This is a genomic window from Nocardioides sp., from assembly GCF_014360585.1.
Classification (GTDB): domain Bacteria; phylum Actinomycetota; class Actinomycetes; order Propionibacteriales; family Nocardioidaceae; genus Nocardioides.
Genome location: NZ_JACIXG010000015.1, coordinates 17,155 through 39,008 on the forward strand (window position 1 = coordinate 17,155; position 21,854 = coordinate 39,008).

At 69.0% G+C, this 21,854-nt stretch carries 16 protein-coding genes; 8 read left to right on the plus strand and 8 right to left on the minus strand.

Annotation, left to right across the window (positions count from 1 at the left end; translation table 11 throughout):
- The first annotated feature begins 81 nt into the window (after nucleotides 1-81).
- Nucleotides 82-1,554 carry a hypothetical protein gene (locus tag H5T77_RS07340; RefSeq protein ID WP_292647037.1) on the plus strand — a complete coding sequence of 491 codons (1,473 nt, stop codon included), beginning with the start codon at nucleotides 82-84 and terminating at the stop codon, nucleotides 1,552-1,554.
- A 57-nt stretch (nucleotides 1,555-1,611) separates the two neighbouring features.
- On the opposite strand, the gene pntB is transcribed toward H5T77_RS07340, so the two are convergent.
- From pntB to H5T77_RS07355, 3 genes are all read right to left on the minus strand, one after another.
- Complete coding sequence (gene pntB, locus H5T77_RS07345) at nucleotides 1,612-3,012, minus strand: Re/Si-specific NAD(P)(+) transhydrogenase subunit beta (protein ID WP_292647040.1); 1,401 nt, start codon at nucleotides 3,010-3,012, stop codon at nucleotides 1,612-1,614.
- Nucleotides 3,013-3,014: 2 nt separating this feature from the next.
- Nucleotides 3,015-4,544, minus strand: coding sequence for a Re/Si-specific NAD(P)(+) transhydrogenase subunit alpha (locus tag H5T77_RS07350; RefSeq protein WP_292647043.1), 1,530 nt, complete (start codon nucleotides 4,542-4,544; stop codon nucleotides 3,015-3,017).
- 238 nt (nucleotides 4,545-4,782) lie between these two features.
- The gene (locus tag H5T77_RS07355; protein WP_292647046.1) at nucleotides 4,783-5,775 is read right to left on the minus strand and encodes a DUF2332 domain-containing protein; all 993 of its coding nucleotides are present in this window, start codon (nucleotides 5,773-5,775) and stop codon (nucleotides 4,783-4,785) included.
- Nucleotides 5,776-5,888: 113 nt separating this feature from the next.
- Here H5T77_RS07355 and H5T77_RS07360 point away from each other — a divergent pair, with 113 nt between their 5' ends.
- On the plus strand, nucleotides 5,889-6,986 hold the full coding sequence (locus H5T77_RS07360) for a citrate synthase (RefSeq protein ID WP_292647049.1): 1,098 nt from the start codon (nucleotides 5,889-5,891) through the stop codon (nucleotides 6,984-6,986).
- An 18-nt stretch (nucleotides 6,987-7,004) separates the two neighbouring features.
- Here the strand turns inward: H5T77_RS07360 and H5T77_RS07365 are convergent, their stop codons facing one another.
- Together H5T77_RS07365 and H5T77_RS07370 are read right to left on the minus strand one after the other, a co-directional pair.
- Nucleotides 7,005-8,249: a glycosyltransferase gene (locus H5T77_RS07365; protein WP_292647052.1), complete on the minus strand. Its 1,245-nt coding sequence runs from the start codon at nucleotides 8,247-8,249 to the stop codon at nucleotides 7,005-7,007.
- Entirely contained in the window at nucleotides 8,246-10,273 is a 2,028-nt protein-coding gene (locus H5T77_RS07370; RefSeq protein ID WP_292647055.1) for an ArnT family glycosyltransferase, read from the minus strand. The genes H5T77_RS07365 and H5T77_RS07370 overlap by 4 nt, the downstream gene beginning before the upstream one ends.
- 615 nt (nucleotides 10,274-10,888) lie before the next feature.
- Between H5T77_RS07370 and H5T77_RS07375 the strand changes: the two genes are divergently transcribed.
- Nucleotides 10,889-12,151, plus strand: a complete 1,263-nt coding sequence (locus H5T77_RS07375; RefSeq protein WP_292647058.1) for an HNH endonuclease signature motif containing protein — start codon at nucleotides 10,889-10,891, stop codon at nucleotides 12,149-12,151.
- A 547-nt stretch (nucleotides 12,152-12,698) separates the two neighbouring features.
- On the opposite strand, the gene H5T77_RS07380 is transcribed toward H5T77_RS07375, so the two are convergent.
- A complete protein-coding gene (locus H5T77_RS07380) occupies nucleotides 12,699-13,715 on the minus strand; it encodes an LCP family protein (RefSeq protein ID WP_292647060.1) in 1,017 nt (338 codons plus the stop codon).
- Nucleotides 13,716-13,765: 50 nt separating this feature from the next.
- Nucleotides 13,766-16,228, minus strand: a complete 2,463-nt coding sequence (pepN, locus tag H5T77_RS07385; RefSeq protein ID WP_292647063.1) for an aminopeptidase N — start codon at nucleotides 16,226-16,228, stop codon at nucleotides 13,766-13,768.
- A 179-nt stretch (nucleotides 16,229-16,407) separates the two neighbouring features.
- On the opposite strand from pepN, the gene H5T77_RS07390 reads away from it, so the two are divergent.
- Nucleotides 16,408-17,022 carry a 50S ribosomal protein L25/general stress protein Ctc gene (locus tag H5T77_RS07390; RefSeq protein WP_292647066.1) on the plus strand — a complete coding sequence of 205 codons (615 nt, stop codon included), beginning with the start codon at nucleotides 16,408-16,410 and terminating at the stop codon, nucleotides 17,020-17,022.
- Entirely contained in the window at nucleotides 17,019-17,642 is a 624-nt protein-coding gene (gene pth / locus H5T77_RS07395; protein ID WP_292647069.1) for an aminoacyl-tRNA hydrolase, read from the plus strand. Before H5T77_RS07390 ends, pth begins: the two co-directional genes overlap by 4 nt.
- Here pth and H5T77_RS07400 read toward each other — a convergent pair.
- Nucleotides 17,639-18,250 carry a response regulator transcription factor gene (locus H5T77_RS07400; RefSeq protein ID WP_292647071.1) on the minus strand — a complete coding sequence of 204 codons (612 nt, stop codon included), beginning with the start codon at nucleotides 18,248-18,250 and terminating at the stop codon, nucleotides 17,639-17,641. The genes pth and H5T77_RS07400 overlap by 4 nt on opposite strands.
- 419 nt (nucleotides 18,251-18,669) lie before the next feature.
- On the opposite strand from H5T77_RS07400, the gene H5T77_RS07405 reads away from it, so the two are divergent.
- From H5T77_RS07405 to H5T77_RS07415, 3 genes are all read left to right on the plus strand, one after another.
- Nucleotides 18,670-19,644 carry a sensor histidine kinase gene (locus H5T77_RS07405; protein WP_292647074.1) on the plus strand — a complete coding sequence of 325 codons (975 nt, stop codon included), beginning with the start codon at nucleotides 18,670-18,672 and terminating at the stop codon, nucleotides 19,642-19,644.
- On the plus strand, nucleotides 19,625-20,317 hold the full coding sequence (locus tag H5T77_RS07410; protein WP_292647076.1) for a LuxR C-terminal-related transcriptional regulator: 693 nt from the start codon (nucleotides 19,625-19,627) through the stop codon (nucleotides 20,315-20,317). The genes H5T77_RS07405 and H5T77_RS07410 overlap by 20 nt, the downstream gene beginning before the upstream one ends.
- 160 nt (nucleotides 20,318-20,477) lie before the next feature.
- Nucleotides 20,478-21,824: an exopolysaccharide biosynthesis polyprenyl glycosylphosphotransferase gene (locus H5T77_RS07415; protein WP_292647079.1), complete on the plus strand. Its 1,347-nt coding sequence runs from the start codon at nucleotides 20,478-20,480 to the stop codon at nucleotides 21,822-21,824.
- The last annotated feature ends 30 nt before the right edge of the window (nucleotides 21,825-21,854 follow it).

Sequence of the window (21,854 nt, forward strand, 5' to 3'; positions counted from 1 at the left end):
AGCCGCGCAGAATCCACCCGAGCGAGACGTGCATCACGTTTCCGCTGGTCAGGGAGACGTTCCCAGAGCATGATGTCCCCCATGAACCAGCCGCCTCGGGACGACCAGCCGCCACCTCCGCCACCGACGACGCCACCGCCTGGGGCGTGGGCCCCGCCGCCGCCTCCGACCGGCAACGTGTGGATCCCACCGCCGCCGCCAGGTGCCGCCTACGCCACCGCGCCGCAGAAGAAGCGGTCCGAGACCGGCCTCTGGCTCCTCGTCGGCGGCGGACTCACCGCGCTCGTCATGCTCGTCGTCGCCGGGGTCGGGGCCTTCCTGATCTTCGGTCCCGATGAGAAGGGCGGCTCCGGGGACGACATGGTCGAGACGGCGGGGACCAACAGCGATCTCGACGCCCTGACCTCGGAGCCCGAACAGAGCTGGGCCTGGAAGGCCACGGACACGGTCCGCTGGGCAGTGCCCGGTCCCGACTTCACGATCGTCCTCCTCGAGGACAAGGCAGGTCTGGTCGTGCTCGACGACCAGGGCAAGGAGAAGTGGCGCCCGGAGAAGCACGACTACGGCGGCGCCTGGGTCAATGAGGAGACCAAGACGATCGAGGCGAGCTGGTACGGCCCGGTCGCGACCACGGCGAAGGGCAGCAGCAGCGACAGCGGCAACATCGTCTGGGACTACGACGGCAACGTCCTGTGGAAGGACACCAGCGAGGACCACTACCTGTACGGCGTCGAGGGCGACGGTCGCTTCCTGCTCTGGGACGCCAAGGCCGAGACGCTCGCGAAGGTCCGCGAGCCCACCGATCCGGGTGAGTGGAAGATCGAGGGCGAGGAGTTCACGCTCTTCGACGACGCGGTCTACGCCCTCGACGGTGACACCCTCGCTCGCTACGCACGCACTGATGGCGAGCTCGTCTGGAAGATCGATCTCCAGCCCGGTTGGAAGGGAATCAAGCAGTCCTACGAGATCGAGCACCAGGCCAACGACGACCTGGTCATCCTGGCTGCCGACCGCACCTTCGGCTACTCCGCCAAGACCGGAAAGGCGCTGTGGGATGCGCCCGGGAGCGGTGACGTCGTCGCGACCGCCGGCAACCGGCTGGCGGTGATCGAGCCCGGCACGTACGACGAGAACCAGGGCGTCACGATGCCGTCGACCGGGCCATACCCGATCTACGACACCACAGGCGAGGTCGGCTCGCTCCCGTTCTCGACCGGCACGCCCTATGCCGCGGTGCAGATGGTCAAGGTCGACGGCAAGGGCGAGCAGGTCAACTTCGGGACCGACAACGGCGCGCTCTTCGACGCGGCCGGGAAGCCGATGGGCGAGGACCGCTACGAGGATGCCTTCCAGGCGCTCGACGACGGCGTCTACCGGCTCGACCGCGCCACCATCTCGTTCCGGGAGTGGCGCAGCACCGAGGACTCATGGTCGCTGACCGTGCCCGACGTCGAGTCGGTCGGCGACAAGGAGAACCAGCGCGACATCTACATGCAGGTCGACGACGAGCGCCTGGTCGTCAACGACAAGCACACCGTCCGGCTCTACGAATGAGCCGGCGAGGGGCTGGTGGCGTACAGGATCCTGTACGTCACCAGCCCCTCGAGCAGGTCAGGCGTTGACGCGCGCGAGCGCACCTACGATCTCGTCGACCTTGGTCTTGGCGTCACCGAAGAGCATCTGCGTGTTCTCCCGGAAGAAGAGCGGGTTCTGCACACCGGCATAGCCCGCGGCCATCGACCGCTTGAAGACGACCACGTTCTTCGCCTCCCAGACCCGCAGGACGGGCATCCCGGCGATCGGGCTGCTGGGGTCCTCCGCGGCGGCTGGGTTCACGGTGTCGTTGGCCCCGATGACCAGGACGACGTCGGTCTCGGCCAGGTCGTCGTTGACCTCGTCCATCTCCAGGACGATGTCGTAGGGCAGCTTGGCCTCGGCCAGGAGCACGTTCATGTGGCCGGGGAGACGGCCGGCGACAGGGTGGATGCCGAAACGTACGTCCACGCCCTTCTCCCGCAGGATGCGAGTGAGCTCGGCGACCGGGTACTGCGCCTGGGCGACGGCCATGCCGTAGCCGGGGGTGATCACGACGCTCGAGGCGCCGGCGAGCAGCTCGGCGGTGTCCTCGGCGTTGATCTCGCGGTGCTCGCCGTAGTCGACGTCGCCACCCGGGCCGGCCTCGATGCCGAAGCCACCGGCGATGACCGAGATGAACGAGCGGTTCATCGCCTTGCACATGATGTAGGAGAGGTACGCACCCGAGGACCCGACCAGGGCGCCGGTGACGATCAGCAGGTCGTTGCTCAGGAGGAAGCCGGAGGCAGCCGCGGCCCAGCCGGAGTAGCTGTTGAGCATCGAGACCACGACCGGCATGTCGCCGCCGCCGATCGAGGCGACCAGGTGCCAGCCGAGCGCCAGCGCCACGACGGTGACCGCGATCAGCAGCGGGAGCGTCGGGTCGATGACGTAGACGACCGTCAGGATCACGAAGACGACCAGGGCACCGATGTTGATGAGGTTCTTGCCGGGGAGCATCAACGGCGCCGACTTCATCCGCGCGGAGAGCTTGAGGAAGGCGACGATCGAACCGGTGAAGGTGACCGCACCGATGAAGACGCCGATGAAGACCTCGGCTGAGTGGATGGCGCCACCGTGGATGTGACCGGCGGCCGCCTCGAGGTGGCCGTTCCAGCCGATCAGGACGGCGGCCAGACCCACGAAGGAGTGCAGCAGCGCGATCAGCTCGGGCATGCCCGTCATCTCGACGACCTTGGCGCGCCACAGGCCGATGACCGCGCCGACGGCGACAGCGGCGACCAGGACGATCACCGCGGTGGTCGTGCCGCCGTCGACGACCTGGATCACGGTCGCGACCAGCGCGAGCGTCATGCCGGCGACGCCGTAGAGCCAGCCCTGCGAGGCGGTCTCGTGCTTGGACAGACCTGCGAGCGACAGGATGAAGAGGAGGGCGGCGACGAGGTAGGCCGCACCAGCGATCGAGAAGATATCCATGATCAGGCCTTCCGGAACATCGAGAGCATGCGACGGGTCACGGCGAAGCCGCCGAAGATGTTGATGCTCGCCAGCAGCGTGGCGACGCCCGCGAGCACGAGAACGACGTTGTCAGCGACGGTGAGCTGGAGCAGAGCACCCACGACGACGATGCCGGAGATCGCGTTGGTCACCGACATGAGCGGCGTGTGCAGCGCGTGGTGCACGTGGCCGATCACGTAGAACCCGATCACGATCGAGAGCGTCAGAACCGTGAAGTGCCGGGTGATCTCGGCCGGGGCGACGGCGTTGAGCAGGAAGAGGGCGAGCGCACCGGTGCCGACCAGAGCGAGCTTGGCGGAGGCGGAGAGCGGCTTCTTCTCCTCCTTCACCGCAACCTCGGCGGGGGCCGCGGCGGCCGGAGCCGCCGAGACCTGCACAGGCGGAGGCGGCCAGAGCACGCCACCGTCGTGCACGACGGTCAGGCCGCGCTGGACCTGGTCCTCGAGATCGAGGGCGAGCACGCCGTCCTTCTCAGGCGTCACCAGCTTCATCAGGTTCACCAGGTTGGTGCCGTAGAGCTGGCTGGACTGGGCCGGGAGGCGCGCGGGCAGGTCGGTGTATCCGATGATCGTGACGCCGTTGGGCGTGGTGACGACCTCGTCCTTGACCGTGCCCTCGACGTTGCCGCCCATCGCGGCTGCCATGTCGACGATGACCGAGCCCGGCTTCATGCTCGCCACGTCCGCCGCCGTGATCAGCTTCGGCGCCGGACGGCCCGGGATCAGTGCGGTGGTCACGATGATGTCGACGTCCTGGGCCTGCTCGGAGTAGATCTCCGCGGCACGCTGGTCGTAGGCCTCCGAGGTCGCCTTGGCGTAGCCGTCGGTCGACTTCTCGACCTCGACCTCGACCTTCAGGTATTCGCCGCCGAGCGACTTCACCTGGTCGGCGACCTCAGGACGCGGGTCCGTCGCACGCACGATCGCGCCCAGCGAGCTCGCGGCACCGATGGCAGCCAGACCGGCCACACCAGCACCGGCGACGAGCACCTTCGCCGGCGGGACCTTGCCGGCCGCGGTCACCTGGCCGGTGAAGAAGCGGCCAAAGTGGTGGGCGGCCTCGACGACGGCTCGGTAGCCGGCGATGTTGGCCTGGCTGGAGAGGATGTCCATGGACTGCGCCCGCGAGATGCGCGGCACCGCGTCCATCGCGAACGCGTCGACCTTGCGGGCGGCCAGGGCGTCGAGGAGCTCGCTGCTCTGCGCCGGCGCCAACGGGGCGACCAGCGTGGCGCCGCTCTTCAGCAGCTCGACCTCGCCGACCGAGGGGGCGTTGATCCGGAAGACCAGATCCGCTCCCCACGCGTCGGCGGCCGTGCCGATGCGGGCGCCGGATTCGGCGTACGCCTCGTCGGTGAAGCTGGACGCCTCTCCGGCTCCACCCTCGATGACGACGTCGTAGCCCAGACCGGTCAGCTGTTTGACGGTCGTGGGGGTTGCCGCCACCCGGGTCTCGCCGGGCTTCGTCTCTCGGGTCACTCCGATGAGCATCCTCGACTCCTTGGGTCTAGCTGCGCAGTGTCTTCAGTGTCCAGCACGGTGGCGTCCCGGTCAGCCGATCAGCGCGTGACCGATTCATGACCGGCTCCGGTCCGGAACCCCACCGTGCTGGTTACCGGTCGGTAACGGTAGGGCAGATCAGCACGTGGACACCAGGGTTGTCCGGTTGTATCGGTCCAAGACCTGTGGTCTTCCTCACGGTCTCACTGCCGGCTTCCGAACTGGGCGCCTACTCGTCGGCCTGCGCCCATCCGAGTGCCGCGCCGTGGCCCTGGAACCAGCCGACCGCTCGCCCGTCGACCGCCAGACAGAAGTGACGGTCCGCATCTCGCCGGCTCTCTGCCGGCGCGACGGACGGGATCACTCGCCGACCTTCCAGGCTGATCCAGTGGCAGCGGCCGGCCGCCACCAACGTACGCATGCGCTTGTCCAGCTCGGCTCGCTCTCGCTCGTCCAGGTACGCGGCTGCCGCGCTGTGGTGGACCACCGGGGTGCCACCCGAAGCAGCGGCGAGCTCGATCGCGCCGTCCAGCCGGTCGAGCATGTCGCCGGTGATGAGGTGGGGCGGCTCTGCCCTGGTCACCTCGATCGCCGCAGCCAGACGGTCTCGACGCTCGTCATGACCCGGCCAGATCAAGGTGAGCAGCCAGTTCATGTCCTCCTCGTCGGTGACGTCGAGCGGGTTGAGGTCGACCCCGATGCGAGCGGTGATGCGCGGCGGCTCCGTTGGCACTGGGACCGGGCCGGTCGTCGGGACCCGGAGCGTCGGACCTCCTGATCCGCCGAGCTCACCCGCGCCGTCCCAGATGTAGTCGTAGCGGTCCGGGTAGAGGCACAGGCCGGCGCTGGCACCGAGCTCGACAAGAGCCAGCGGCCCGTCGCCGAGCATCCCGAGCGCCGGGGTCAGTGCGGTCAGCCGGGCGACCTCGTTGGTCTGGGTCCGGCGGGTGAGGATCGTCGCTCGTACGGCCGGCCACTCGGGCCCGAGGAGCAGGGCCCGCAGATCATCGTAGGGGCCGGGCTCCAGCCCGTGATGGCGGGCCGCGGCGAAGACGAGGTTGGCCTGCTGCTTCAGGATGGGCAGGTCGCTCAGCAGCCGGAGCACCTCCGGGTCGTCGGCGACGCTGCTCGCCCAGGCCTGGTAGCACGGCGAGGTGGCCATCTCGACGGCGTAGAGCCGATAGCTCTCTTCGATGTCGGTCAGATCGGTCAGCGGCAGCATGGCGTCGCTCCTTGATGAGGTCCCGGTGGTCGAGCTTGTCGAGAACCCACCGTGACGCCGCGGGGCGGGGCGGCGCGATGTCGATCGAGTCGACATGGCGCCGGAGCCGGTCCGTGAGCGAGAGTGTCGTCGTGACGGAGTGGATCACGACCCGGGAGGCGGCTCAGCGCCTCGGGGTGAAGCGCACGACGCTCTACACCTATGTCAGCCGAGGCCTGCTCACCCGGCGGCGCAGTGGCGGCGAGAGCCTGTTCGACCGGGCGGAGATCGACGCGCTGGCCGGCACCCGTCACCACCCCGGCTCCCCGCTCGGCGTGCTCCCGATGCGTTCGGTCCGTTCGAGCGTGAGCGAGGTACGTGAGGGAGAGCTGTTCCTGCGCGGCGTACCGCTGGCCGACCTGGCCGACGAGCCGTTGGCGGAGGCCGTCGATCTCGTTCTCGGCCCGGCTCCTGAGGTCGTCGTCTCCGCCCCGGCGCATCTGACCGCGCTGCCGCTTCACCGCCGGCTGCCCGCGCTCGCGCAGTGGGCAGGGTCCGAGAGCGAATGGGTCGACCCCGCCGCGGCTGCAGGCGTCGCCAAGGGGCTGCTCGGCGCGGCGCCGGTCGCGCTCGGCTCCGCTGGGCGACCGGACCGACCGGTGCCCGAGGCGATCTTCGCCGCGGTCGCCGGGCGTCCCGGCAGCCCGCGGGAGGTGGCGACGCTCAACACCGCACTGGTCGCGCTCATCGACCACGGCCTGGCCGCCTCGGTGGTGGCGGCCAGGGTCGCCGCCTCGGCGCGGGCCTCGGCGTACGACTGCCTAGTGGCGGGTTACGCCGCGCTCTCGGGTCGGCTGCACGGCGGCATCGGGCCGTCCGCGCTCGCCGTGCTGCGGGACGGCCCGGCGGGCTCCTCGGGCAGCCCTGTTCCCGGCTTCGGTCACTGGCGGCATCCCGACGGCGACCCGCGTGCCGACGCGATCCTCGCTCGCCTCGCCCTCGTCGACGGCTCCGCGCCGGTCTTGGCGCGGCTGTCGGAGATCACCTCCCTGGCCGGTCGCCGGCCGAACATCGACGGGGCGCTCGCAGCATTCATCGTGGTCTGCGGGCTGCCTGATGGCGCTGCGGAGGTGTTCTTCCAGGTCGGGCGGACGGTCGGTCTTGCTGCTCATATCGTCGAGGAGGCTGGGGAGGATCCGCTGCGTTGGCGTGCGACCGACCCCACCGCCTGACCTGGTGCGAGGTCCTGCTCACCGAGGAGGCCGACGTGAAGCTGCTCGCGTACGTCCCGCTCGAGGGCTCATCACCCATCTGAGCGCAATGAAGCGGATCAGCGTGGCCGCGGCGTTGGCGGCCACCAGCACCGCCACCTCGATTCCGCGGGCCGGGATCGGTGCGGCCAGGTGGAGGAGCGCGAGCGATCCCGAGGTCAGTACCAGCCCGACCCCGAAGGCGGCCAGCCCGGCGACGTGGTGCTTCACCGCACCCTGTCGCGCGGTGATCCCGAAGGTCAGTCGACGGTTGGCAGCGGTGTTGCCGATCGCGGTCACCAAGAGCGCGACGAGGTTGGCCGCCTGGGCGCCGACGGCGGTGCGGAGCAGCACATAGAGGACGAGGTACGCCAGTGTGCTCATCACCCCGACCGCGCCGAACCGGATCACCTGCGCCGCCAGGCTCGGGCTCCGGACGGGCCCGGGAGGACGTACGCCGCTGAGGTCGATCCGCCCGCTGACCAGCCCGAACAGGAGTCGTCTGATCCCGTCGAGGTCCTCCTTGATCGTCGTGACGATGTCGACGCGCGAGTCGGTGTCGTCGACCCAGTCCACCGGCACCTCGTGGATGCGCAGTCCGGCCTCGGAGGCGATGACCAGCAGCTCGGTGTCGAAGAACCAGCTGTCGTCGTCGATCAGCGGGAGCAGCTTCTCCGCGACGTCGCGCCGGATCGCCTTGAAGCCGCACTGGGCATCGGTGAACTCCGCGGACAGGACTCCCCGCAGCAGCAGGTTGTAACCCTTGGACAGGAAGTCCCGCTTCGGGCCTCTCACGATCCGGCTGCCTCTCGCCAGCCGGGTGCCGATCGACAGGTCGGAGTGTCCGGACAGGAGCGGGGCGAGCAGGGGCGGCAGGGCCCGTAGGTCGGTGGAGAGGTCGACGTCCATGTAGCCGACCACCTCTGCCTGCGAGGATCTCCAGGCAGCCTTGAGCGCTCGACCACGGCCCTTCTCGTCCAGATGGACCGCGCGTACGCGGCCGAGCTCGGTCTCCAGCCGGCGGGCGATCTGCCAGGTGGCGTCGGTGCTGGCGTTGTCGGCGATCGTGATCGTGGTGGAGTAGGGCAGCTGCCGGAGGTAGTCGTCGAGCCGGCGGACGGCCCCCTCCAGACCCTGCTCCTCGTTGTAGACCGGGATCACCAGATCGACCGCCGTGCCGACGCGCCCGGAGGTCGGGGTTGTCGATACCGTCCCGGGGCCGGGCGACATCTGCTCGGCGGTCACGAGGCGCCCTCCGTCAGGTCGTAGACCGTGGCGTCGCCGATCGTGGTCTGGGTGAAGTTCTCCTCCACCCAGGCACGGATCTCGGAGGCGCTGGAGGTCTCGTCGCTGCTGCCTCCTCTGCCGCCCATGCCGCCACCGGAGATGAAGTAGTGGATCTCGCCGTCGGCGACGTACTGCTGGAACTGCTCCAGGGTGATGCTGTTCGAGGTGCCGTTGAAGCCGCCGATCGCCATGACGGGCTCCTCGGTCTCGAGCTGGAGGCCTGCCGCGGTCTGCGAGCCGATCGCCGCGGCCACCCAGGTGTACTTGGCGGCGTTGGTGCTGACTGCCGCGGCGAGCTCGGCGTCGACCTGGCCGCCACCCATCGGGCCGCCGGCACCGCCCGCGGGCATACCGCCGTTGCCCCGCCTAGGCATCTGCCGGGTCTGGCCGTCTGTCTGGCCGTCTGTCTGCGGGCCGGGCACCTGGGTGCCGAGCATCTGGCCGGCCGGCGGAGTGCCGTTCCGACCCCCTGGCCCGCCCATCTGAGCGACACGCCCGCCGCCTGGCCCGCCCATGCCACCGCTCTGATAAGGACCGGCGGTCACGATCGAGCCGGTGTGTGCAGTGCCAATGGTCTGGATGGCGTACGCAGCAGGCCCGACGCCGACGGCCACGGCCGCCGCGGCGAGGACCGTGACCGCGGCCCGGCGGGTGAGCCTGTCGGCGAAGACGAACCCGGCGGCGACCCCGAGAGCGATGATGAGGACGGGCCAGCGCAGCGCGTCGTACGGCTGCTCACCCGACTGCCCGAGAAGCACCCATCCCCAGACGCCGCTGCCCGCCATCGCGACCGCCAGGGTGATCCGGGAGACGAGGTTGTCGCGGTCACGCCACAGGATCACCGTGCCGACGACCGCGGTGATCGCGATCCACGGAGCCAGCGCGACCACGTAGTAGTCGTGGTAGATGCCCGCCATGAAGGAGAAGACCAGCCCCGTGACGAGCATGGTGGCGCCGCTGAGCATCAGGGCAGCACGGGTCAGGTCGGTTCGCGGCGCCTTGCGCAGCGCGACGAGGCCGGCGACGAGGGCGAGCAGGGCCGCCGGGAGCAGCCAGGAGACCATGCCGCCGGAGACGCCCTGGAAGAGGCGCAGGATCCCGGCAGCGCTGGAGAAGCCGGCGTTGCCGAGGCCGCCGAAGTCGCCGCCGTTGAGCCGGCCGACGCCGTTGTAGCCGAGGGTCAGCTCGAGGAGCGAGTTACCGGTCGAGCCGTCGATGTAGGGGCGCGCGGACTCGGGGAGGAACTCGACGATCGCGACGTACCAGCCCGCGCTCGCGACCATGGCCGCGACACAGGCGACGCCGTGAGTCAGCCTCCTTCCGAAGGAACCCTTGCCGGTGACCAGGTAGACGACCGCGATCGCCGGAACGATCAGGAACGCCTGCAGCATCTTGGTCAGGAAGCCGAAGCCGAGCAGCACACCGGCCAGCACCATCCATCGGCCCCTGCCCGTCTCGATCGCCTTCAGCGTCGAGAACCCGGCACCCACCAGGAGCAGGAGCAGCAGCGCGTCCGGGTTGTTGAACCGGAACATCAGTGCCGCCGCCGGGGTCAGCGCCGTGAGCGCCCCTGCCACGATCGCCGCCTGCCACGGTGCGACCTTCTTCACCATCGCGAAGACGAGCCACACGGTGCCCACACCCATCAGCGCCTGCGGAGCCAGGATGCTCCACGAGGAGAGCCCGAAGATGCGTACGGACAGGCCCATCACCCACAGCGAGGCGGGTGGCTTGTCGACAGTGATCGAGCCGCTCGCGTCAAGCGCCCCGAATACCCATGCCTCCCAGCTCTCGCCGCCGGCCTGGGCGGCTGCGGAGTAGTACTGATTGGCGAAGCCCGACTCCGACAGCGTCCACAGATACGCCAGACCAGTCAGGGCGAGCAGAATGATGAGGGATGCCCGTTCAGGGGTCGGGCGCCAGGATCGTTGCGGCACCGGCGTCGGCCGGCTGGTCGCCTGGGGGTCGAGGAGTGTCGTCATGGCGACCACGCTCGTGCGGTTGGCTGTGCTTGTCGTACATCGAGGCTGTGGTGTGACTATGGGTTGATCTGGAGTTGAGATTGGCGAGACCACCCCGCCCCGGTGGTCGAGCTTGTCGGCCCCGCCCCGCTGGTCGAGCCGCCGGAGCCGCTAGGCGGAGGCGTGTCGAGACCAACACGGCTCCCTGTCGGAACGGCTAGCTCCCGGTGGTCGAGTTTGTCGAGACCTCCCTGCCGGAGACCTTTCGCTCGAAGGTCGGTGTGGGCCGCCGACCCTTCTTCGAGAGTGTTCTCGACATGCCCCGGAGTCAAGGACGGCCTACGGCCGCCGGCTACGCCGGCCGCTACGCGGTCCTGGACACCGGACCATGTCGAGAAAAGATTTGGCTGGCTATCGGGGCGGCGGCCCGGGTGTGGCGCAGCGCATTCATGCCTCGGAACGGTGACGCGCGTGGGGTGGAAGGGGTGGCCCTTCGGGCCACTTACCATCCACAGGTTCGCCACCGTTCGCTCACCGCGAAAAGTAGGTTTGACCTGCGCAGATAGGTGTCCAAGGAGGTGTGGAGGAGGTAGAATCGGAGGCACTACGACGCGCCTTTGAAGGGAGGTGACAGCCATGAGCATCGACCACTGGGGCACCAGCCCTGGAGACCTCGTCTCGTCGGCTCTTGCTGCCATCGAAACCTCCCTTGAAGAGCTCCTTGCGATGGACCCGATCTACTGGCGCACCAGCCAGAAGAAGGACTACCTCGCGAAGGTGGAGAAGCTCCAAGCCCAGCAGGCCGCGTTGACGCTGCGAGTGCTCGCTGCCTCAGGGGACATCGCGGAAGAGACCGGCGACAAGGACGCCTCGGCGTGGATGCGCGCCGAACTGCTCGTCGACAAAGGTGTCGCGCGGTCGCAGATCAAGCTCGCTGCGGGAGTGGCGAAGTACGAGTTGGTCGCTGCCGGCCTCGCTGAGGGCGTCGTCTCTCAAGAGAAAGCCCGGATCATCACCCGCGCCTTGGACAGGGTCGAGGCTGACCCGTTGGCCACCGCCGAGCATCTGGTCTTGGCTGAGAAGCTGCTGGTCGAGTACGCCACCCAGTTCACGCCCAAGGAACTTCGGATCATCGGCAAGCGGATCCTGGTCGAGGTCGACCCCGCCCGGTTTGAGGAAGCAGAAGCCAAAGCCCTCCTCGCTGAAGAGGAACGTGCCCAGCAGAAGACGGCGCTACGGGTGTGGGACAACGGCGATGGAACCGTCGGGTTCGAAGGGGTTCTCCCGACATCGATCGGGATGCGGTTCAAGAAGCAGGTCGAGGCCTGGGCCCAGCCGCGTAAGCAGCAGCTCGTGGAGAAGGGTGCTCCGTTGCCGCCGTGGGAGCGGTTGATGGGGCAGGGGTTCGCGCGGTTGATCGAGACCATCGATCCGAATGCGCTGCCCCGCCATGGTGGTGACGCGACCGTGGTCAACGTGGTGATCTCGCTCGAGGAGCTCCGCAAGGAGCTCGGTACCGCCACGTTGGGGTTCGATGAGACCAACGGGACCACGATCACCGCCGCTGAGGCCCGACGGATGGCGTGCAACGCCACGATCATCCCGTGGGTGTTGGGTGGTGACAGTGAGGTGCTGGACATGGGCCGGGCCAGCAGGGTCTTCGTGCCGATCCAGCGCAAAGCGCTTCGGTTGCAGCAGAAGTGCTGCCAGGCCGAGGGGTGTGACATGCCACCGGAGTGGTGCGATGCCCACCATTTCAAAGCCTGGGCCGCGGGCGGAAAGACGGACCTGAAGGACGGGGTCTTGCTATGTCCGCACCATCACCGTCTGGCGCACAACCCTGCCTACGTTCATGAGCGGTTGCCCGACGGCACCGTCCGGTTCACCCGCCGCCCCTAAACCGGCAAGTCGCGACTACCCGCCACGGCCTCGCGCCAAGTCATCCGCCTATGCGCGGAGACGGTCGTCTGCCCTGGGCCAGGGCAGGCTCCGCTTGCGCCATGCGTCATCGATGTGGACCTGGGTGCATCGCGTCAACGCTCGGATTTCGTCGAGCCCATTCTCAGAAGCGTTAAAGCACTCACGCTCTCCTCCATCGCCCACCGCGGCCATGACTCCTCGGACCCTGACCGCCCGTCGGGCCTGATGCTCCCGAGCCGGCGGCACTTCCCCACTCGTGCAGATCTCTCCCCATCCCAACGCAACTTCCCCACGCTCCGGAAGATGGGGAAGCTCCGTGAGAGTGGGGAACGGTGTGGACGAGTGGGGAACGAGTCGTCCGCCAGATCAGGCGACACCTTGTGATCGATTCACAAGGTGTCGCCCACTGGCGTAGGCACCGACGACCTATGCCCCTTGCCCCAGCAGCACACCGGCCACCACTCCCAAGCCCGTGCCGGATTGAATCCGCTGCGCCAATCCCCGCCGCCGATCAGCCCCGAAACCCTCAGCTGACCGTCCCGCCGGTCACGACCTCGGGGTTCGCAGCCAGCCACACACCCATCTCGTCCTCGCGCATCGCAGCCCAAAGACGCCGGCCCTTGCGAGCATCGAGGTGAACGACGCTCTGCGCGCCCTCTTTGCCCAGCCCCGCCACAGGGGCGGTGAAGAACGTCAGATCCGAAGAGGACATTCGGGCCAGGTCGAGGGCCAGGCTACGGAGATCACCGCCCGAGAAGCCGGAGTCAACGGTGAGGTGGCGGGTGATGATGTCGAGGAGGTCGTAGGCCTTCTTGGGGTTCTTCGGGTCGACGCTCTGCCGCAGGCCGCGGAGGATGGAGCGGAGGACGTACTGCTGGCGCTTGACCCGGTCCAGGTCTCCGCCGGGGAGGCCGTAGCGCTGGCGGACGTAGAGCAGAGCCTCCTCGCCGCTGAGCAGGTGGGTGCCCTTGGTCCAGGTGTGGTCGCGCGCCGAGTCGTGGACGGTCTCGGGGACGTAGACCTCGACGCCGCCCAGCAGGTCGCCGATCTCCTCGAAGCCGGCCCAGTCGACCCAGGCGACATGGTCGATGCGTACGCCGGTGAGCTTCTCGACCGTCTGCACGCTGAGTCGCGGCCCGCCCTGGGAGAAGGCGGCGTTGACCTTGGCCTTGCCGTGGCCGGGGATCCGCACCCAGGAGTCCCGGGGGATCGAGACGACCGAGGCCGAGCGGCGGTCCGCGCTGAGATGGAGGAGCATCATCGTGTCCGCCCGCTGCTCACCGGGCGTCCACGACCCTGTCGCCCCGCTGCCGGTGGTCGACTTGCCGCCGGTGCGCCCGTCGGTGCCGAGCAGCAGGATGTTCATCGCCCCCGCGGCCGCGTCGCTCGCCGGCTCCGGACGCTCCTCGAGGCCGGAGAAGACATCGACGGTCTGCACCTGACGATCGAGGCGGTGGGCGAGATACCAACCGGAGCCGGCCACGGCGACGACGAGCACGACGAACGCGATCCCGACGCCGAGCCAGATGCGCGACTTCTTCATGGCCGTCCTCAGAGGGTGGGGGATCGAGGGCGACAAGAGGCTAGTGGGCGCTACTCGCGGTCGTCGAGGTGGTCCTCCCAGGACCGCCGCAGGATCGTCGGTACGTCGCCGGCCAGGGCGGCGCGCAGCGCGTCGAGCTGAGCAGCATCGAGAGCGATGCGCGGAAACGCGTGCCCGACCTCGATGGCGAAGGCCTGACCGCGCGAGACGAGGGCCGGGGCCTCGGCGAGATAGTCGGCGACGTAGGGACGAAGCAGGTGGGTCTGCTCGGGGATCCACATGCCCGACGCCAGCGCGCCGAAACGACGGTTGTCGACGCCGGGAGCGAGCATCGCCTCCCAGGCGGCATCCTTCGCGATCGTCGATGGGCGCGCGGCGAGGGCGCGGGCCGCTCCGAGGTCTCCCTCGGCGGTGCCGTCGCGGTCGCGCTCGGTGGCGATGAGACGCGCGTCGGCCTCACCGAGGGAGGCGAGGCGTACAACCGCCTCCCAGCGAGTCGTCGGCAGCAGCGGGACGCCGGCCGCGATCCGATCGGTGTCCAGCCAGCCGCGCAGCATCTCGGCGTCGGCGCTGGTCGCGGCCAGGGTCGCGGCCCAGGCCAGGGCGCGCTGCTCGTCTTCCCCGGAGGCCGCCAGGCCCGCGGCGGCCGCGGCGGCGACCCGGGCCACCGCCCCGGCGGCCTGCGAGGCCGGCACCCGTTGCGGGATCACCACGGACCGAGCCGCTGAGAGCACGCCCTCGATGATGTCGGCGCGGGTCTCTGCGGGCAGGTGTGCCTCGACCAGGTCGAGGTAGTCGTCGGCCGAGAGGTCGCGCGAGCGCACCTGGAGGGCGGTGGAGGACCAGAGCACAGCACGTACGAGCGGGTCCTCGATCCGGGACAGCCCGCCGGAGAGCGTCTCCCACGATGCGGGGTCGAACCGCAACGCGGCGAAGGTCTCGCCGCCGGCGTTGGGCACGACCGCGAGACCGGCGAACTCCGGCAGCGACAGCGGCTCGGCCCCCAGCTCGACCCGCCTGCGCCCGACGAGCCGGAGCGCGGAGTCGTAGGCGGCCACGGTGAAGGCGTTCGGCCGGCTCCCGTCGCGCTCCAGCACGGGCACGTCACCCTCGCGTCGCGCCACCACCGTGTCGAAGCCGGGTCGCCGGAGCCAGGCCTCGACCCAGCCGCGTACGTCCTTCGTCGAGCTCGCCTCGAGCGACTCGACGAAGTCGGCCAAGGTCGCGTTCGCGAAGCGGAAGCGGGTCAGGTGGCGGTTGACCCCGGCCATGAACTCCTCGTCGCCGAGCCAGAACGCGAGCTGCACCAGGCAGGCCCCGCCCTTGGCGTAGGAGATGCCGTCGAAGATGGTGGCGGCAGTGTCCACGTCGGGTACGTCATCGGCGAGCGGAGCGACCGGATGGGTCGAACGCCGTGCGTCGGCGCGGTAGCCCCATGGCTTGCTGCCGATCTCCACCTCGACCCGAAGGTCGGAGAAGCCCGCCCCCGCCTCCGCGACCCGGTAGCCCATGTAGTCGGCGAACGACTCCTGCAGCCAGGTGTCCTCCCACCAGGTCATGGTCATCGAGTCGCCGAACCACATGTGCGACATCTCGTGGGCGATGATCACCGCGCGGATCGCGCGCTGGGTATCGGTGATCGCGCCGCGCGGCAGCAGCTCGTCGCGGTAGGTCACGCAGCCCGGCATCTCCTGGGCACCCCAGTTGAGCCCGGGCACGAAGACCTGGTCGTAGGAGTCGAAGGGGAAGGGCTCGTCGATGAGGTCGGCGTAGTGGGCGAAGCACGCCTCAGACGTACGCCGCAGCTCGGCCGCGTCCCGGTCCAGCTCGGTCGCCAGCGACCGCCGGGCGTGCCAGCCGAAGCCGAGGCTCGTCCCGGAGTCGAGCTCGGCGGTCCACCGCACCGAGTGCCACGGCCCGGCCGCGACCACCAGCAGCGCCGGCGGGATCGGGGGAGTGGTCGCGAAGACCCAGCGGCCGGCGTCGTGCGAGACGACGGCTCCGTTGGCGAGAACGGTGTCGGCCGGGTCGGCGCTCACCGAGACCGCGAACGTCGCCTTCAGATCGTTCTGGTCGAAGCAGGCGAAGACCTTGGCAGCGTTGTCCATGCCCAGGTAGGCGGACACGTAGCGCGACCCGTCTGCGGGGTCGGTGAACGTGTGCATCCCGTCGCCGTCGGTCGTGTAGGGCAGCGTCGCGGCCACCTCGACGTCGTTGACCGCCTCGGTCAACAGCCCGGTCAGGCGCAGCCGCCCACCGTCGTACGCAGCCTCGACCGCCGCCCCGTTGACGAGCAACGACACCGTGAGCGCGCCCTTCAGCTCCAGGAACGTCTCGGCTACCGCGGAGCTGAACCGGACCCGGGTGAGACTTCGGAATGTCTCTGCGCCGGTGAGGTCGAGATCGAGGGAGTAGGAGACCGAGCTGAGCACGCCGGCCCGGGCGCGGGCCTCGTCGAGAGTGAGGGACACGACCGCCAACGTACGTCCTCGCAGGTCAGCACGCGCGAGCATTTCGCTGTGAGCGTGATCCGGGGATAGGCTGTGGCAGTTGCCTCGGCGAGGGAGCGCCTCGCGCTCCGTGATCGACAAGGCGGACGTCTCCTCATGAGACGCCGTGCCTTCGTCGCACGGCCTTCGTTGGACCTGCCGGGCGCCATGACGCCAGCACCACTCATCGAGGAGTTCACCGCATGTCCAGCGAGAAGATCGTCGCCGAGAAGCGCACCGAGTTCGGCAAGGGTGCCGCTCGCCGCATCCGCCGTGAGAACAAGATTCCGGCGGTCGTCTACGGCCACGGCGCCGACCCGATCCACCTGAGCCTGCCGGGCCACGCCACCATGATGGCGCTCAAGAACCACGGTGCGAACGCGCTGCTGGAGCTCGACATCGAGGGCAAGATCCAGCTCGCCATGACCAAGCAGGTCCAGGTCGACGACGTCCGCCGCGTCATCGAGCACGTCGACTTCGTCGCCGTCCGGGCCGGCGAGAAGGTCACCGTCGACATCACCGTCCACGTCGTGGGCGACGCGATCTCCGGCACCATGGTCGTCACCGACGCCAACACCCTGACGGTCGAGACCGAGGCCACCCACGTTCCGGAGAGCATCGAGATCAGCGTCGAGGGCCTCGAGGCCGGCACGCAGATCCTCGCCGGTGCCGTCGAGCTGCCGAAGGGCACCACCCTGGTCACCGACCCGGAGGCCCTGGTCGTCAACATCACCGAGGCCAAGGTCAACGAGGAGCCCGCCGACGGCGAGGCCGCTGAGGGCGAGGCCGCTGAGGCCGAGGCCGCCGACTCCGAGTGACCTCGGACTCTGTGACCGACGGCGTCTGGCTTGTCGTCGGCCTGGGCAACCCCGGGCCGACGTACGCCGGGCACCGTCACAACATCGGCTACCTCGTCACCGACGAGCTGGCCAACCGGCTGGGCAGCAAGTGGCGTGCCCACAAGTCCGGCCGTGCTGACGTCGTGGAAGGGCGGCTCCCGGGTGCCAGAAATGGACACAGCCCGGGGCTGCCCGGCCCACGCGTCGTGCTCGCCCGTTCCCGGACCTACATGAACGAGTCCGGCGGGCCGGTCAAGGCGCTCGCGACCTTGTACAAGGTCCCGCCCGACCACGTCATCGCCATCCACGACGAGCTCGACATCGCCTTCGACACGATGCGGGTCAAGCTGGGCGGTGGCGACAACGGCCACAACGGCCTCAAGTCGATGCGGTCCTCCTTGGGCACCGGCGACTTCCACCGGGTGCGCGTCGGCATCGGCCGCCCGCCCGGACGCCAGGAGGTGCACGATTTCGTGCTCTCCAACTTCTCCAGCACCGAGCGCAAGGTGCTGCCGTTCGTGGTCGACACCGCCGCCGACGCCATCGAGACGCTGATCTCCGAGGGTCTGGAGAAGGCCCAGCAACGGTTCAACTCCTAGGCGCGAGTCGGCCGCAGATACCGGTCGTACGCAGCCACCGCGGCCAGCTGGGAGCCGACCTCGAACTTGCGCAGGATCGCCTTCACCTGGCTGCGCACCGTCGCCTGGGCCACGCCGAAGCGGGCCGCGATCTCAGTGACCGTGGCCCCTTCGTAGAGCAGGTCGAGCACCTCGTGCTCGCGCACCGTCAGGGAGGCGACGAGACGGCTCATCCGGTCCCTCGCGTCGCGCATCAGGCGCCACTGCGTCAGCAGCCCCTCGATCTGTGCCGGCGACTGCCCCGGGCGGCCCTCCGCCGCGTCGTGAAGCGCGCCTTCGATGGCGTCGGAGTCGGCTTCGGCGGCCAGCACCGTGACCGCGCCGGCCTCGAGCAGCGCACCCCACAGCCCACCCCGCGGCGCGGTGGTGAGCACGACTCCCGGCAGGCGTACGCCGCGCACCAGGGCGCACACCTGGTCCAGCTGGCTCCAGCGGTCGAGGTCGGTGACCATCAGCCAGGTGGCGGGGTCACCGTGGAGGAGTGCGACCGGGTCCGCGTCGGTCGCGGTGGTCGCCGTCACCGTGATGCCGCGCTCGTCGAGCGCGACTCTCACCGCGTCGAGGGTCATCGTCTCGTCCGCCGATACCGCGACCCTGAGTCCTACGGTCGATCCTGCCATGTCTCCCGCGCCGTCCGGTCGTCTCGAAACCTCGCCAGATCTCCCTGGGGGTATGTCTATTCTGGGCGGCGATAGAAGCAGACTGGGAACATGTTCTACAGAGCCCCAAGTTTGGGGATGACCTGGGACAACGTGTCCCGCATTGTAGGTTGTGGACGACCTCGAGATTCTATGAATCCTCAATTCTCGGTATTGGCCCGCAACGAGGTCACGCGACGATAACGTGATGATTACGTTTCCTTCAGCGAAGGATCCGGTCACATCATTCAAACTGGGAAGGCCCGACAAGCTCGGGCTGGGGGAGCAGGGCCTGGACACGGCCCTTTCGGGACTCATACCTCACTGGCCGACCCGTCCTGGGGAGCAGTATGTCTACGTCCATTTTCACGCGGGTCAACTCGGGTTGGTTAGCCACCGCCTACGCAACCACTACGGCTGTCTTCATCGGCGTCCAGAGTCTTCTGATCGCCGTACTCCAAGGCCCGTGGGTCTCATTTCAGTCCCACGGATCTCTTCTCTGGGTTCTCCCGGTCATCGTCATCGCCACGTCTCTGGTCGCGGCTGCAGGCCTCCTGTTCGGCGGCGTACGCATCTATCGGCGCGTGTGCGCGGCGGAGGCGAAGGCAGCCGACGAGATCTACCACGACCTACTCAGCTCGCGGGAGACACAGCGTCTCCACCGGGCCCGGATGCACGAGGTGACCTCGACCCTGGCCGGGGTGCGCTCGGCCAGCGAGCTGCTGCGCAGCTGCGAGACCCTCGACCCGGAGCGTCGCGTCGCGATGCTGGCCATGATGGGCAGCGAGCTCAGGCGGCTCGAGCGCCTCGTGCGCGCACAGCGTGGCGGCGCCGACACGATGCCGATCGACGTCGGCGTGATCGACGTCGACGCGGTGATCCACAATCTCGCCCTTGCCCACGAGGCCGGTGGCGCCACGATCGTCCGCACGCCCAGCAACGCACTCGCCACCGGAAGCTCGGACGCAGCCGCGCAGATCATCAACATCCTTCTCGACAACGCTGCCAAGCACGGCTCCGGCACTGTCGGCGTCGCGGTCCGGCACGAGGCCGGCGAGTCCGGCCAGATGGTCGTGATCGAGGTCTCCGACGACGGTGCCGGTGTCGCTCCTGAGGTGCGTGACCGGATCTTCGACTGGGGCGTCCGCGGGCCGGACTCGGCCGGCCAGGGCATCGGGCTCAACGAGGCCCGCACCGTCGCCGATCGGATGGGCGGCTCGCTCCATCTCACCGCCACGGAACGTACGACCTTCGTGGTCACCCTCCCCAGTGCCGTGATCGAAGAGAAGAAGGAAGGCGCGTCTGATGACGCAGTCGCCGCGTAGCCAGTACAGAGTCGTCATCGTCGAGGACCACGTCCTCTTCGCCGAGTCGCTCGAGCTCGCCGTCTCGATGGAGGGATACGACGTACGCCGCGTCCCGATGCCGAGCGAGCCGGTCTCCACCACGACCATGGTCTCCGTAGTGCTCCGCAACAAGCCGAAGGTCGTGCTCCTCGATCTCGACCTGGGGCGCTACGGCGACGGCGTGCGGCTGATCGAGCCGCTCGCCAAGGCCGGCATCGACGTGGTCGTGGTGACGGGAGCGATCGAGGAGGCGCGCTGGGGCCAGGCGCTCCGCAACGGTGCCCGTACGGTGCTGTCCAAGTCCCGCCCGCTCGGCGAGATCCTGGGCACGGTCAGGCGGCTCTACCAGGGCGCCTGCGTGCTCGCGGTCACCGACCGCGAGCGCCTGATCCGGATCTGGTTCGAGCGTCAGCACGAGATCGCCGAGCTCAGCCGCCGCATCGAGCTGCTCACCAAGCGGGAGTCGCAGGTGCTCGGCCACCTGATGCTCGGCCACACCGTCCACGAGATCGCCGCCATCGGCGTCGTGTCCGAGGCGACCGTGCGTACGCAGGTGAAGTCCATCCTCGCCAAGCTCCAGGTCACCTCTCAGATCGCCGCCGTCGGTCTCGCGCACCGGCTGGGCTGGCGATCGCCCCAGTCGCTGGCCTGACTCGCGCGCAGACTCGGCGCTGGTACTGGTCTGGACCAGTGCCGGGTTGTTCCCTCATTTGGTCTAACCGGACCCCTGTCGGGCCCCATCAGGCCATTCCATACCGCATTGTTCTGTCATGAAGTAGCGTTCGGGCGCGCCGCAGCGACGGGGGAGATGAATGACGATCGAGCTGGCGTCGGTGGAGACGACCGCCCCACTCGACCTCAACCGGCGGCGGGTGTCCCCGAAGACACTCTCCCTTCGGGTGCAGGCCTCGATGCTGGATGGGCTCGCGGTGGTGCTGTTGGCGCCGTTGCTCCTGGGGCAGGAGATCGTCCAGGCTCTCGGGTGGGGGCTGGCCTGGGCGCTGACGACGAGGATCACCGCCCCGAAGATCCTTCCCGGGGCCGAGCGCCTGCGGGCGACGGTCTCCGGGGTCTTCAAGGCGTTCATGGCGATGAGCATGGCGACTTGGTTGCTGGGCGCGCTGGTCACGCTCCCACAGGCGCAGCTGGTCGCGCAGACGATCCTGGGGCTGCTGACCGCGCTCGTGTTCCGGGTGGTGGGCTACATCTTCAGCTCCCGGCCGCGCAATCCGCTGCGGGTCGTCGTCGTGGAGGCCGCCCATGACACCGGCGCGATCCCGGAATGGACCCATCGGCTCAGCGGGGGCCTGATGGAGGCGGCTGCCGTCTGCCGCGCAGACGGACTCTCCGGCGCGATCGCCTCGGTCGCGCCCGACGCGGTGCTGGTCGTCCCCGGCCCCGACCTGGCCGGCCGCGAGATCCAGAGGCTGGCCTGGACGAGCGAGTCCTTCGGTCTACCGCTGCTGGTCAGCACCCGGATGCAGGACGTCACCCCGCAGCGTACGTCGTCGATGCGGCTTGGCTCGATGACGCTCCTCTACGTCGACGAGGCCCTCCGGGCGCGGCTGGCCCGGGTCGCCAAGTACATGTGGGAGTGGCTGGCCGCGGCGGCCGCCGTCGCCGTGCTCCTCCCGGTCTTCGCGGTCGTGGCGGTCCTGATCAAGCTCGACTCCCCGGGCCCGGTGTTCTTCCGGCAGGTGCGTGTCGGTCGGGGCGGTGAGCAGTTCCGGATCTGGAAGTTCCGCACCATGGTGGTGGACGCGGAGTCGCTGCTGCGCACGCTCGAGCACCGTCCGGGACATGTCCTCTTCAAGCTCCGTGCCGACCCTCGGGTGACCCGGGTGGGACGGGTGCTGCGGAAGTACTCCCTCGACGAGCTGCCGCAGCTGCTCAACATCGTGCTGGGACAGATGTCGCTGGTCGGTCCCCGACCGGGTCTGCCGAGCGAGGTGGCGCTGTACGATCGCGACTCTCATCGCCGACTTGCGGTTGCTCCTGGTCTGACCGGGTTGTGGCAGGTCTCGGGGCGTTCGGACCTCTCCTGGGAGGACACGGTGAGGCTGGACCTGGACTATGTGGACAACTGGACGCTGCTGCGTGACTTCGGGATCGTCGTGCGCACAGTGAAGGCTGTAGTCCGGGGCTCTGGCGCCTACTAGCCGGAGTCCCCTAAACTCCCAGCCCGTTGT

Excerpts from the sequence above, each read along its gene's own strand:
- H5T77_RS07415 (WP_292647079.1), top strand. The coding sequence starts at position 20,478 with ATGACGATCGAGCTGGCGTCGGTGGAGACGACCGCCCCACTCGACCTC.
- H5T77_RS07375 (WP_292647058.1), top strand. The coding sequence starts at position 10,889 with ATGAGCATCGACCACTGGGGCACCAGCCCTGGAGACCTCGTCTCGTCG.
- pntB (WP_292647040.1), bottom strand. The coding sequence starts at position 3,012 with ATGGATATCTTCTCGATCGCTGGTGCGGCCTACCTCGTCGCCGCCCTC.
- pepN (WP_292647063.1), bottom strand. The coding sequence starts at position 16,228 with ATGCTCGCGCGTGCTGACCTGCGAGGACGTACGTTGGCGGTCGTGTCC.
- H5T77_RS07355 (WP_292647046.1), bottom strand. The coding sequence starts at position 5,775 with ATGCTGCCGCTGACCGATCTGACCGACATCGAAGAGAGCTATCGGCTC.
- H5T77_RS07370 (WP_292647055.1), bottom strand. The coding sequence starts at position 10,273 with ATGACGACACTCCTCGACCCCCAGGCGACCAGCCGGCCGACGCCGGTG.
- H5T77_RS07340 (WP_292647037.1), top strand. The coding sequence starts at position 82 with ATGAACCAGCCGCCTCGGGACGACCAGCCGCCACCTCCGCCACCGACG.
- H5T77_RS07400 (WP_292647071.1), bottom strand. The coding sequence starts at position 18,250 with ATGACCCTCGACGCGGTGAGAGTCGCGCTCGACGAGCGCGGCATCACG.
- H5T77_RS07405 (WP_292647074.1), top strand. The coding sequence starts at position 18,670 with ATGTCTACGTCCATTTTCACGCGGGTCAACTCGGGTTGGTTAGCCACC.
- H5T77_RS07350 (WP_292647043.1), bottom strand. The coding sequence starts at position 4,544 with ATGCTCATCGGAGTGACCCGAGAGACGAAGCCCGGCGAGACCCGGGTG.
- H5T77_RS07410 (WP_292647076.1), top strand. The coding sequence starts at position 19,625 with ATGACGCAGTCGCCGCGTAGCCAGTACAGAGTCGTCATCGTCGAGGAC.
- H5T77_RS07380 (WP_292647060.1), bottom strand. The coding sequence starts at position 13,715 with ATGAAGAAGTCGCGCATCTGGCTCGGCGTCGGGATCGCGTTCGTCGTG.
- H5T77_RS07390 (WP_292647066.1), top strand. The coding sequence starts at position 16,408 with ATGTCCAGCGAGAAGATCGTCGCCGAGAAGCGCACCGAGTTCGGCAAG.